Here is an 11,668-nt window from a genome sequence, read left to right as displayed (position 1 = left end):
GGAGCGGGCCGGACCTCGGGGGCCCGGCCCGCTCCGTCGCGTACCGGTTCTCGTGTACCGGCCTTCACGTACCGCTCCGTCACGCACCGGCTCTGCGCATCTGCTCTGCGCATCGGCTCTCGCGTACCGGCCCTTGCGCGCCGGTTACGAACCGGCCGTCACGTCTCGACGACGGGGAGGCCTGCCGCGCGCCAGGCCTGGAAGCCGCCGATCAGGTCGGTCGCCCGGTGCAGTCCCAGCCGGTGCAGGGAGGCGGCGGCGAGGCTCGACGCGTACCCCTCGTTGCAGATGATCACGATCGGGAGATCATGCCCGACCGCCTGCCGCGCCCGGTGGCTGCCCTGCGGATCGAGCCGCCATTCCAGCTCGTTGCGCTCGACGACCAGCGCGCCCGGGATCAGACCGTCGCGTTCCCGCAGCTCCGCGTACCGGATGTCCACGAGCAGCGCACCGTCGTGGGCGGCGGCCGCCGCCTCCCGCGGACCGACCCTGACGAATCCGGACCGGACCCGTTCCAGCAGCTCGTCGATCCCGACCGGCTCCGGGCCGTCCCGGCGTCCGTCGTCGTTCACCCCGTCGCTCATCGCCAGTCCTCCGGCTGCTCGATCTGCTCAAGCCGGAGCAGATCGCCCGTGCGGCTGTAGCGCCGGATCCGCGGCAGCGGCGGATAGTACGCGTGGACGGAGACGGCGTGCTTCGCGGCGGACTCGTTCAGCACCTCATGGACGTGGTGGCGGCCGAACGCACGCCCCTGCCCGGCGGCCAGCTCCCGTGTGCGGTCGATGCCCTCGGTCAGTTCCAGCGTCTTCCAGCCGTCGGTGGGCAGCCGGGCGGCCAGCGACCGTTCCCTGAGGGTGCCCGCCGCCGTGATGAAGGCGCCGATCGAGTCGGCGTGGTCGTGCCAGCCGGTGCCCGTCCCCGGCGGCCAGCCGATCAGCCAGGCCTCGCTGCCACCGGGGCCGTCGAGCTGCACCCAGGTACGGCCCTCGGGAGCGAGGGGGAGCGAGGCGACGATCGCGGGGTCGGCGGCGACGCGGCGTACGAAGTCGAGCAGCTCCGCAGCCGTCGGACCGGCACCGGCACCGGAATCGCTGTCCGCGTTCCCGGCGGCGGGAGCGGACGTCGGCCGGGGCACAGCGGTCACGGAGGCGGCACCGGACGCGGGCATGGCTACGGAAGGTGATGCGGAAGAAGACACGGAGACCGTCCTGAGGGTTCGCGAAGACACCCGCCCGTACGGCAGCACGTACGGCGGGGCGAGGAAGGGCGATTCAGCAGGACGGACGACACACGCAGCCCGCATAGCGGACCAGGTCCATATGGACCCTCCGCCACAGGCGCACATCGGTGTCGGTCACGTTCCGGAGTACACCATGCGTCTCCGCACCGGTCAATCGATGTCCGCGGTCTGGTCGGGACGTACGGGAGAGGGCTCCGCCGCGCCGCGCACTGCTTCCGCCGCCGCGGCGAGCTCCCGGGGCAGCACCCCGCCGAACGAGGCGACCAGGTGGCCGTCCGGCCTCACCAGCAGGACGGTGTGGGCCGATGCCCCCGGGTAGCTCTCGGTCACCAGCAGTTCCCCCTTCATCGGCAGCGCGCCGACCGCCTCGGCCAGGCGGGGCATGACACCGGCCGTCATCCAGTGGCGCCGGTCCCACACCCCGGTGCCGGGAGCCACCAGCACGACCAGCAGCCGTCCCTGCCCCAGCCGTTCCCTCAGCCGCGCCGTCGTACCGTCGGGAGCCGTGACCCGTACATCGGTCACCGGCGCACCGGGGGGCGTACTCACAGAGATGTGCGCCTCCGTGCGCGGGGGCGCGAGGGGCGAATGCGAGTACGAAGGGGGCGCTCCGAGAGCGCCGCAGCCCAGGTGTCCGTCGGTGAGCAGCGAGTCGTGTCCCCGCGTGCTGCCCGGGACCAGGGTCCGCAGCCCTCCGCCGCCGCGCAGTATCGGCAGCGACTGGTCCGCGGCGCGCAGCCGGGCGGCGACCGCCGCCCGGCGCTCGGCCTGGTAGCTGTCGAGCAGCACGTCGGAGTCGCCGTGGTGCCAGACCTCGGCCAGCTTCCAGGCCAGGTTCTCGACGTCCCGCAGCCCCTCGTCGAGTCCCTGGGTGCCCAGCGCACCCAGCAGATGCGCGGCGTCCCCGGCCAGGAACGCCCGGTCGGCCCGCCAGCGCAGGGCGAGCCGGTGGTGCAGCGTGTACACGCCGGTGTCCAGCAGCTCGTACGGAGGTGTCTCCCCGCACCAGCCCGCCAGGGTGTCCCGGACCCGGGTGATCAGCGCGTCCGGGGTGACCAGTTCACCGCGCGGCGGAAGCAGCCAGTCCAGTCGCCAGAGGCCGTCCGGCAGCGGCCGCGCCGTCACCTCGGCGCCGCCGCCGCGCCACGGGGGCAGCCGGTGCAGCACGGCCCGCCCCGGCCAGGGAAGCTCGGTGCGCAGTGCGGCCACGGCATGCCGCTCCACCGCCGTACGGCCCGGGAACCGGATGCCGAGGAGCTTGCGGACGGTGGACCGGGCGCCGTCGCAGCCCACCAGATGGCTTCCGCGCCACCAGGTCGCGTTGGGCTCCCTGGTATGCACCGTGACCCCGGTCGCGTCCTGCTCCAGGGTGTCGATCCGGCTGTACGGGGCCACCTGTACCAGTTCGTGCGCGGTGACCGCGTCCCGCAGCCCGCGCGTCAGGAAGTGCTGCGGCAGATGGACGGGGGCCGGGATCCGGCCGCCCTCGGGGGCGTCCTCGCCGATCGTCAGCTCGCGTACCAGCTGCTTGCGGCGCATCGACCGCCACCCCGACCAGCGCGCGCCTTCCTGCCCCAGCGCCTTGCCGCCCAGACGCTCCACCAGCGCCGCGGTGTCCTCGCGCAGCACGACGGTGCGCGCGGGCCTGGTCTCGTCCCTGCCCGGGTCCTCGTCGAGCAGCACACAGCGCACCCCCTGCGCCGCGAGCGCCAGCGACAGCGCGAGGCCGACGGGCCCGGCGCCGACGATGATCACCGGGTCCACGGGGCACCTCCTCGGATCCGTACGGACGGTGCCGGGGAGACAGGGCGAACAGGGTCGGCGGGCGACGGCGGTGTGGCGGTGGGTGCGGGGGGCGCGATCACAGAACGTATGCAACCTACTGCCGGTTCCCGCGTCAAGCGACACCGGACGGCGCAGAGGGGCGGCGGCCGACCGGCCACCGCCCCTCGGGCACAGCGTGCGACGGAACGTCAGGCGGCGTGCCCTTCATCGGCGATGAGCGACGGCTCGCCGACAGTCGGGGACGCGCCCCCCGGTGCGGTGCCCTTGTTCTTCTTCGCGCGCCGGAGCCACCGCTCCAGCCAGCTGGCGAAGGAGGTGAGCGCGAAGTTCACCAGCACGAAGATCACAGCGACGACGGTGAAGCACGCGATGGTGTTGGCGCCGTAGTTCGCGCTCATCGGGCGGACCGAGGCCAGCAGCTCGCTGAAGGTCATCATGGCGCCACCGAGCGCGGTGTCCTTCATGATGACGACGAGCTGGCTGACGATCGCCGGCAGCATGGCCGTCACCGCCTGCGGCAGCAGCACGGACATCATGATCTGGCTCTTGCGCATGCCGAGCGCCTTGGCGGCCTCCGCCTGGCCCTTCGGCAGGGTCTCGATCCCGGCCCGCACGATCTCCGCGAGCACCGAGAAGTTGTACAGCACCAGACCGGTCACCACGGCGTACAGCGGGCGCACATCGGTGTCGATGGTGGTGTACTCCGCGTACACGGCGTTCGCGACGATCATCAGGATGAGCACCGGGACGGCGCGGAAGAGTTCCACGACGATTCCGGCCGGAACCCGCACCCAGCGGTGCTCCGACAGGCGGCCGACACCGAACAGGGCACCCAGCGGCAGCGCGATGAGCAGCGCGAAGAACGCCGCCTTGAGCGTGTTCTGGAGCCCCGGCCAGATGTACGTCTCCCACGGCTGGACGCTGGTGAAGAACGGCTTCCACTTGATCCAGTCGAGCTGGTGCTTCTCGTCCAGGCTGGTGTAGACCCACCACAGCAGGGCGGCGGCGGCCAGTACGAACAGCACCGTGTAGAGGATGTTGCGCTGCTTGGCGCGCGGTCCCTGGGCGTCGTAGAGGACGGAACTCATCGCTTCACCGCCACCTTCTTGCTCACCCAGCCGAGGATCAGGCCGGTCGGGAGGGTCAGGACGACGAAGCCCAGCGCGAAGACCAGCGAGATCAGGATCAGCTGGGCCTCGTTCTCGATCATGCCCTTCATCAGGTACGAGGCCTCGGCGACACCGATCGCGGAGGCGACCGTGGTGTTCTTCGTCAGCGCGATCAGTACGTTGGACAACGGGTTGACCACCGCACGGAACGCCTGGGGAAGAATGATCAGCCGCAGCACCTGGGTGAAGCTCAGCCCGAGCGCACGTGCCGCCTCGGCCTGGCCGACCGGCACCGTGTTGATGCCGGAACGCAGCGCCTCGCAGACGAAGGCGGCCGTGTAGGCGATCATGGCGAGCACGGCCAGCCGGAAGTTGATGGTGTCGGTGTCGTCGCCACCGAGCGCGACGCCCAGCGTCTGGTACAGGCCGAGCGACGAGAACACGATGAGCACGGTCAGCGGAATGTTCCGGACCACGTTCACGTACGCGGTGGCGAAGCCGCGCATCAGGGGGACCGGGCTGACCTTCATTCCGGCCAGTAGCGTTCCCCATATCAGGGAGCCGAGGGCGGAGAGGACGGTGAGCTGCACCGTCACCCAGAAGGCCCCCAGCAGGTCATAACCTTCAAGAAAGTCGAACACGATCTCCCGCGCTTCCGCGTGTCGGAGGGCACGGCGCGCCGTCGTTCAAGGACGGCGCGCCCGGTCAGCCCTGCATCACTTGACGATGTTGCCGATCTTCGGGGCGGGCTCGTTCTTGTAGTTCGCCGGGCCGAAGTTGTCCTTCACGGCCTTCTCCCACGAACCGTCCGAGACCATCTTGGTGAGGGCGTCGTTGATCTTCTTCTTGAGGTCGGCGTCGCCCTTCTTCAGGCCGATGCCGTAGTTCTCGTTGGTCATCTTGAAGCCGGCCAGCTTGAACTTGCCCTGGAAATCCTTCTGCGAGGCATAGCCCGCCAGGATGCTGTCATCGGTCGTCAGGGCGTCGATGACCTTGTTCTCCAGGCCGGTCAGGCACTCCGAGTAGCCGCCGTACGTCTGGAGGTCGGCCTTCGGGGCCAGCTTGTCCTTGACGTTCTGGGCCGAGGTCGAGCCGGCGACCGAACACAGCTTCTTGTTGTTCAGGTCGGCCGGCGACTTGATCGAGTCGTCGTCGGCGCGGACCAGGATGTCCTGGTGGGCGAGGAGGTACGGGCCCGCGAAGTCGACCTTCTTCAGACGCTCGTCGTTGATCGAGTAGGAGGCGGCGATGAACTTCACGTCACCGCGGTCGATCGCGGTCTCGCGGTCGGCGCTCTTGGTCTCCTTGAAGACGATGTCCTCGGCCTTGTAGCCGAGCTCCTTGGCGACGTACGTGGCGACGTCGACGTCGAAGCCGGCGTACTTGCCGTCGGGGGTCTTCAGGCCGAGACCGGGCTGGTCGATCTTGATGCCGATGGTGATCTTCTTGCTGTCGCCCGAGCCGCCGTCCTTGTCGGATCCACAGGCGGTGGCGGTGACGGCGAGAGCGAGCACGGCGGCCGAGGCGGCGGTGACCTTACGAAGCTGCATGGTGGATTTCCCTAGGTTTTGACGCGATGTGAGTGATCAGCCGGTGCGGGCCCGGTGGGCGCGGGAGCGATCAGTGATGCAGGATCTTCGAGAGGAAGTCCTTGGCCCGGTCGCTGCGCGGGTTGCTGAAGAACTGGTCGGGCGTGGCCTCTTCGACGATCTTTCCGTCGGCCATGAAGACGACCCGGTTCGCGGCCGAACGCGCGAAGCCCATCTCATGGGTGACGACGACCATCGTCATGCCGTCCCGCGCGAGCTGCTGCATGACCTCCAGCACCTCGTTGATCATCTCCGGGTCGAGAGCCGACGTCGGCTCGTCGAAGAGGATCACCTTCGGGTCCATCGCCAGCGCCCGCGCGATGGCCACACGTTGCTGCTGTCCGCCGGAGAGCTGGGCGGGGTACTTGTCGGCCTGAGTGGCCACGCCCACCCGCTCCAGCAGCGAACGGGCCTTCTCCTCGGCGGCCTTCTTGTCGGTCTTGCGGACCTTGATCTGACCCAGCATCACGTTCTCGAGCACGGTCTTGTGCGCGAAGAGATTGAACGACTGGAAGACCATGCCGACATCGGCACGCAGCTTGGCCAGCTCCCTGCCCTCCTGGGGCAGCGGCTTGCCGTCGATCGTGATGGCGCCCGAGTCGATCGTCTCCAAGCGGTTGATCGTGCGGCACAGTGTGGACTTCCCGGACCCGGAGGGCCCGATGACGACCACGACCTCGCCACGGGCGATGGTCAGATCGATGTCCTGGAGCACATGCAGCGCGCCGAAGTGCTTGTTGATGTTGCTCAGTACGACAAGGTCGTCCGCCGCGGGCGCGGCGTCCTCGGCGCCCTTCGTGACTGAAACTCCGCTCATCGGCTTCTTGCTCCGTCCTCCTCGGTTGGAAGGACCATAGGGAGGCGGTGCTACCACCGTCATTACATCTGAGCGGAAATTGAGGATAACAATGAGGACAACGATCCGGGGGCGGACGGACACGGGGCGTGAACGAGCGACCCCTGGCCGCTTTCCCGGCGTACCGGCTGGATAACAGATGGCCGGAAGCGGCGGGCGGCTCTTGACTGGGTGGCCCCTCATCGGAGTGGATGCCCTGGTACGTCCTGCCGTGAAACACCCCGGTACGGGGAAGTGACGAGGAACGTACCGAGACCGCACCGATCATCAGCCGGCCCCCGCCGGCCCCCCGTGCATCGGCACACCCGGAGGAGGAGGCCATGAGACTGCTGCTCGTCGAGGACGACAACCACGTCGCGGCGGCCCTCTCCGCCATCCTGGCCCGGCACGGCTTCCGGGTCGTGCACGCACGCAGCGGCGAGGAGGCGCTCCAGGCGCTGCTGCCCGCCGAGACGGAGCCGTTCGGAGTGGTCCTGCTCGACCTCGGCCTGCCCGACCAGGACGGATACGAGGTGTGCGGGAAGATCCGCAAGCGCACCTCCACCCCGGTCATCATGGTGACCGCGCGCTCCGACGTGCGCTCACGCATCCACGGCCTCAACCTCGGCGCCGACGACTACGTCGTCAAGCCGTACGACACCGGCGAGCTCCTCGCCCGCATCCACGCCGTCAGCCGGCGCAACACGAGCGGCGAGGACACCGCCTCGACGCCCGTCGCCGCGCTGCGACTGGGCCATGTGCAGATCGAGCTGCCGACCCGCCGGGTCAGCGTCGGCGGGGTCGAAGTCCAGCTCACCCGCAAGGAGTTCGACCTGCTCGCGCTGCTCGCCCAGCGTCCCGGCGTGGTGTTCCGCCGGGAGCAGATCATCAGCGAGGTGTGGCGTACGAGCTGGGAGGGCACGGGGCGCACGCTCGAAGTGCACGTCGCCTCCCTGCGCTCCAAGCTGCGGCTGCCCGCACTGATCGAGACGGTGCGCGGGGTCGGCTACCGGCTCGTCGCGCCGCCCGGGTAGAGGCGTACGTCCCAGGTGCGTACCCGGCTCCTTCCCCTGCTCATCGTGCTCATGGCGGGCGTGCTGCTCGCCCTCGGCTTCCCGCTGGCCGCGAGCGTGGCGGGGGCCCAGCAGCAGAGCGTCGTCATCGACCGCATCGACGACACGGCACGCTTCGCCGCGCTCGCGCAGTTCATCACCGAACGCGGGGACGGGTACGACGAACGCCGCCGCACCCTGCGCAACGAACTCGACACCTACGCCGCGGTCTACGGCATCCGCGCCGGGGTCTTCTACCGCGACGACTCCGCCATGGCCAAGGCCCCGGCCGGCTGGCAGCTCCCGATCGAGGGGGAGGGGCGGGAGGCGTTCAAGGAGGCCCTGCTCGGGCGGCGCAGCCACGATCCGCCGCAGGTCTGGCCGTGGCAGGACGGCCGGGTCGTGGTCGCCTCACCCGTCGTACGGGACGGCGACGTCGTCGCCGTCGTGGTCCTCGACTCGCCCGCCGCCGAGCTGCGCGCCCGCACCCTGCGCGGCTGGCTGGTGATCGCGGCGGGCGAGGCGGTCGCGATGCTGGTGGCGGTGGGAGCCGCGATACGGCTCACCGGCTGGGTGCTGCTGCCGGTGCGGACCCTGGACGCGGCCACCCACGACATCGCCAGCGGGCGGATGCGCTCGCGGGTGGTGTCCTCCGGCGGCCCGCCGGAACTCAGGCGCCTGGCGCGGTCGTTCAACGAGATGGCGGACAACGTCGAGAACGTGCTGGAGCAGCAGCGCGCCTTCGTCGCCGACGCCTCGCACCAGCTGCGCAACCCCCTTGCCGCGCTGCTGCTGCGGATCGAGCTCCTCGCGCTCGAACTGCCCGAGGGCAACGAGGAGATCGCCTCCGTGCGCACCGAGGGCAAGCGCCTGGCCCAGGTCCTCGACGACCTGCTCGACCTGGCGCTGGCCGAGCACGCCGCGGCCGACCTGCAGCTCACGGACATCGGTGCGCTCACCGCGGAGCGCGTCGCCTCCTGGCGGCCGCTCGCCGACGAGAAGGGCGTACGGCTCCGGGCGGAGGGCTCGTCCGCGGTGACCGCGTGGATGGACCCCATCGCCCTGTCCAGCGCCCTGGACGCGATCATCGACAACGCCCTGAAGTTCACCCCCGCGAAGGAGGAGGTCGTCGTCACGGTCTCCTCCGGCCCCGACGACGTCACGGTCGTCGTCGCCGACCGCGGCCCCGGCCTCACCGCCCAGGAGATGGAGCGCATCGGCGACCGCTTCTGGCGCAGCACCCGGCACCAGAACATCCGGGGGTCCGGCCTCGGGCTCTCCATCGCGCAGGCGCTCCTGGCGGCGGGCGGCGGCTTCGTCGGCTACGCGGCCCACGAGCCGCACGGGCTGCGCGTGACGGTCACGGTGCCCCGCAACGGTCCGCGGGGCTGAGCCGGATCAGGGCTTGACCGAGCGGTAGTAGCGGCTGGCGCCCTCGTGCAGCGGCAGCGGATCCGTGTAGATCGCCGTACGCAGGTCCACCAGCTGGGCCGCGTGCACCTCGCGCCCGATCCGGTCCCGGCTGTCGATCACGGTCCGGGTGAACGCCTCGGTCAGCGCCGGGTTCGAACGCTCCGTGGTCACCAGCACATTGGCGACCGCGACCGTCGGCACCGCCTGGCCCTGCTGCACATTGCGGTACGCGTCGGCGGGCATCGTGGCCGAACGGTAGTAGCGCGCGGAGCCGCCCACCGCCTGAAGCTCCTTGATCAGCGAGGCCTCCAGCGGCACCAGCCGGATCCTGAACCGGTTCGACAGCTCCTGCACGGCGGTGGTGGGCAGCCCGCCGGACCAGAAGAAGGCCTGCAGCCGCCCGCTCTCCAGCTCGGCCGGCATGGTGTCGATGCCCGAGGGCACCGGGACGACGTCGTCGGCGGGGTCGAGCCCCGCCGCCGTCATCAGCCGGTCGGCCACGAGCCGCACCCCCGAGCCCTGCTGCCCCACCCCGACCCGCTTGCCGCGCAGATCGGCGACCCGGTGCACGTCGGAGTCGCGGGGCACGACCAGCTGGATGTAGTCGTCGTACAGCCGCACACAGCCCCGCAGCGTGTTGGCGCCGGGCTTGCCGTCGCGCAGATAGGTGGCGAGGGCGTCGGCGGTGGCGATGGTGAAATCGGCCTTTCCGGTGGCCACCCGTGCGATGTTCTGCTGCGAGCCCTCACTGGTCTGCAGCTCTATCGACACCTTCGGCAGATCCCGGGCGAGATCCCCCATGAGGCGCTCGCCGTAGCGCTGGTAGACGCCGCTGCGTACGCCGGTGCTGAAGGTCACCGTGCCGGTCGGCTCGGGCGTCCCGAACGGCGACACCCACCACAGCAGCAGCCCGGACACCACGGCGACGGCGGCGCACGCCTGGAGAACACGTCGTCCGCCGACGCGGGAGAGGGCCTGGAGCATGGCGCGATCCTGCCAGCCCGCCCCCGCGATGACCAGGGCTGCCGCCCGACGGTCGGGTATCCCACACGGGGCCCCCGGCGCAGCCCTTACCCTGGACGGGTGAGCGGCAACGACGTGGCTGGTGGAGTAGTGGACGGTTTGAAAACGTACGAGGTGCGCACCTACGGGTGCCAGATGAACGTCCACGACTCCGAGCGGCTGTCGGGGCTGCTGGAGGGCGCCGGTTACGTACGCGCCGCCGAGGGCTCCGACGGCGACGCGGACGTCGTCGTCTTCAACACCTGCGCGGTCCGGGAGAACGCCGACAACAAGCTCTACGGGAACCTCGGCCGGCTCGCCCCGATGAAGACCAGGCGCCCCGGCATGCAGATCGCCGTCGGCGGCTGCCTGGCGCAGAAGGACCGCGACACCATCGTCCGGCGTGCCCCCTGGGTCGACGTCGTCTTCGGTACGCACAACATCGGCAAGCTGCCCGTGCTGCTGGAGCGCGCCCGGATCCAGGAGGAGGCGCAGATCGAGATCGCCGAGTCCCTGGAGGCCTTCCCCTCCACGCTCCCCACCCGGCGCGAGTCCGCCTACGCGGCGTGGGTCTCGATCTCCGTCGGCTGCAACAACACCTGCACCTTCTGCATCGTCCCCGCACTGCGCGGCAAGGAGAAGGACCGTCGCACCGGCGACATCCTCGCCGAGATCGAGGCCCTGGTGTCCGAGGGCGTCTCGGAGATCACCCTGCTCGGCCAGAACGTCAACGCGTACGGCTCCGACATCGGCGACCGCGAGGCCTTCTCCAAGCTGCTGCGCGCCTGCGGGAGGATCGAAGGACTGGAACGGGTCCGCTTCACCTCGCCGCACCCCCGCGACTTCACGGACGACGTGATCGCCGCGATGGCCGAGACCCCCAACGTGATGCCGCAGCTGCACATGCCGCTGCAGTCCGGCTCCGACACGGTGCTGCGGGCGATGCGCCGCTCCTACCGGCAGGAACGCTTCCTCGGCATCATCGAGAAGGTGCGCGCCGCGATGCCCGACGCCGCCATCTCCACCGACATCATCGTGGGCTTCCCCGGCGAGACCGAGGAGGACTTCGAGCAGACCATGCACACGGTCCGCGAGGCGCGGTTCGCCAACGCCTTCACCTTCCAGTACTCCAAGCGGCCCGGGACGCCCGCCGCCGAGATGGAGGGGCAGATCCCCAAGGAGGTCGTGCAGGAGCGCTACATGCGCCTGTCGGCCCTCCAGGAGGAGATCTCCTGGGAGGAGAACAAGAAGCAGGTCGGCCGGACGCTGGAGATCATGGTCGCGGAGGGCGAGGGCCGCAAGGACGGCGCCACCCACCGCCTCTCCGGCCGGGCCCCCGACAACCGACTGGTCCACTTCACCAAGCCGGAGCAGGAGGTGCGGCCCGGCGACGTGGTGACCGTCAAGATCACCTACGCCGCCCCGCACCACCTGCTCGCCGAAGGCACGCCGGTGGCCGTGCGGCGGACCCGCGCCGGGGACGCCTGGGAGAAGCGCAACGCGGCCGAGGCCGCCAAGCCGGCCGGCGTGATGCTCGGGCTGCCTGGCATCGGGGCCCCCGCGCCGCTGCCCGCCGCCGCGGCCCCCGGCTGCGGCTGCGACTGACCCCGCGGGACGCGGCGGCGGAGCGCGCCGGGGCCACG

The 11,668-nt window shown here is 70.5% G+C and carries 12 protein-coding genes; 3 read left to right on the top strand and 9 right to left on the bottom strand.

What is annotated here, in order from left to right:
• Positions 1-158: 158 nt before the first annotated feature.
• The 8 genes from ACFCV8_RS11370 to ACFCV8_RS11335 form a co-directional block, all read right to left on the bottom strand.
• The gene (locus ACFCV8_RS11370; protein WP_376685068.1) at positions 159-584 is read right to left on the bottom strand and encodes a rhodanese-like domain-containing protein; all 426 of its coding nucleotides are present in this window, start codon (positions 582-584) and stop codon (positions 159-161) included.
• Positions 581-1,168 (bottom strand): cysteine dioxygenase, encoded by a 588-nt coding sequence (locus ACFCV8_RS11365; protein WP_376685067.1) that lies wholly within the window; start codon positions 1,166-1,168, stop codon positions 581-583. The genes ACFCV8_RS11370 and ACFCV8_RS11365 overlap by 4 nt, the downstream gene beginning before the upstream one ends.
• A gap of 103 nt (positions 1,169-1,271) precedes the next feature.
• Positions 1,272-1,343, bottom strand: a complete 72-nt coding sequence (locus tag ACFCV8_RS11360) for a putative leader peptide (RefSeq protein ID WP_309544753.1) — start codon at positions 1,341-1,343, stop codon at positions 1,272-1,274.
• A 47-nt stretch (positions 1,344-1,390) separates the two neighbouring features.
• Complete coding sequence (locus tag ACFCV8_RS11355; protein WP_376685066.1) at positions 1,391-3,004, bottom strand: FAD-dependent monooxygenase; 1,614 nt, start codon at positions 3,002-3,004, stop codon at positions 1,391-1,393.
• A 209-nt stretch (positions 3,005-3,213) separates the two neighbouring features.
• Entirely contained in the window at positions 3,214-4,113 is a 900-nt protein-coding gene (locus tag ACFCV8_RS11350; RefSeq protein ID WP_376685065.1) for an amino acid ABC transporter permease, read from the bottom strand.
• Positions 4,110-4,775 carry an amino acid ABC transporter permease gene (locus ACFCV8_RS11345; RefSeq protein ID WP_376685064.1) on the bottom strand — a complete coding sequence of 222 codons (666 nt, stop codon included), beginning with the start codon at positions 4,773-4,775 and terminating at the stop codon, positions 4,110-4,112. The genes ACFCV8_RS11350 and ACFCV8_RS11345 overlap by 4 nt, the downstream gene beginning before the upstream one ends.
• A 75-nt stretch (positions 4,776-4,850) precedes the next feature.
• Positions 4,851-5,684 carry a glutamate ABC transporter substrate-binding protein gene (locus tag ACFCV8_RS11340; RefSeq protein WP_376685063.1) on the bottom strand — a complete coding sequence of 278 codons (834 nt, stop codon included), beginning with the start codon at positions 5,682-5,684 and terminating at the stop codon, positions 4,851-4,853.
• Between the two features lie 70 nt (positions 5,685-5,754).
• A complete protein-coding gene (locus tag ACFCV8_RS11335; protein ID WP_376685062.1) occupies positions 5,755-6,540 on the bottom strand; it encodes an amino acid ABC transporter ATP-binding protein in 786 nt (261 codons plus the stop codon).
• Positions 6,541-6,899: 359 nt separating this feature from the next.
• Between ACFCV8_RS11335 and ACFCV8_RS11330 the strand changes: the two genes are divergently transcribed.
• Both ACFCV8_RS11330 and ACFCV8_RS11325 read left to right on the top strand, forming a co-directional pair.
• Positions 6,900-7,592: a response regulator transcription factor gene (locus tag ACFCV8_RS11330; protein ID WP_376685061.1), complete on the top strand. Its 693-nt coding sequence runs from the start codon at positions 6,900-6,902 to the stop codon at positions 7,590-7,592.
• A 15-nt stretch (positions 7,593-7,607) separates the two neighbouring features.
• Positions 7,608-9,002 carry an ATP-binding protein gene (locus ACFCV8_RS11325; protein WP_376685060.1) on the top strand — a complete coding sequence of 465 codons (1,395 nt, stop codon included), beginning with the start codon at positions 7,608-7,610 and terminating at the stop codon, positions 9,000-9,002.
• 6 nt (positions 9,003-9,008) lie between these two features.
• Here ACFCV8_RS11325 and ACFCV8_RS11320 read toward each other — a convergent pair whose 3' ends face one another.
• The gene (locus ACFCV8_RS11320) at positions 9,009-10,007 is read right to left on the bottom strand and encodes a TAXI family TRAP transporter solute-binding subunit (protein WP_376685059.1); all 999 of its coding nucleotides are present in this window, start codon (positions 10,005-10,007) and stop codon (positions 9,009-9,011) included.
• Between the two features lie 129 nt (positions 10,008-10,136).
• Between ACFCV8_RS11320 and miaB the strand changes: the two genes are divergently transcribed.
• Positions 10,137-11,630 carry a tRNA (N6-isopentenyl adenosine(37)-C2)-methylthiotransferase MiaB gene (gene miaB / locus ACFCV8_RS11315; protein WP_376685070.1) on the top strand — a complete coding sequence of 498 codons (1,494 nt, stop codon included), beginning with the start codon at positions 10,137-10,139 and terminating at the stop codon, positions 11,628-11,630.
• Positions 11,631-11,668: the final 38 nt, after the last annotated feature.

This window comes from Streptomyces sp. NPDC056347 (assembly GCF_042262625.1).
Lineage (GTDB): Bacteria > Actinomycetota > Actinomycetes > Streptomycetales > Streptomycetaceae > Streptomyces.
The sequence above is the reverse complement of the archived record's forward strand: the minus strand, read 5'-3'. Positions and strand labels throughout refer to the sequence as shown.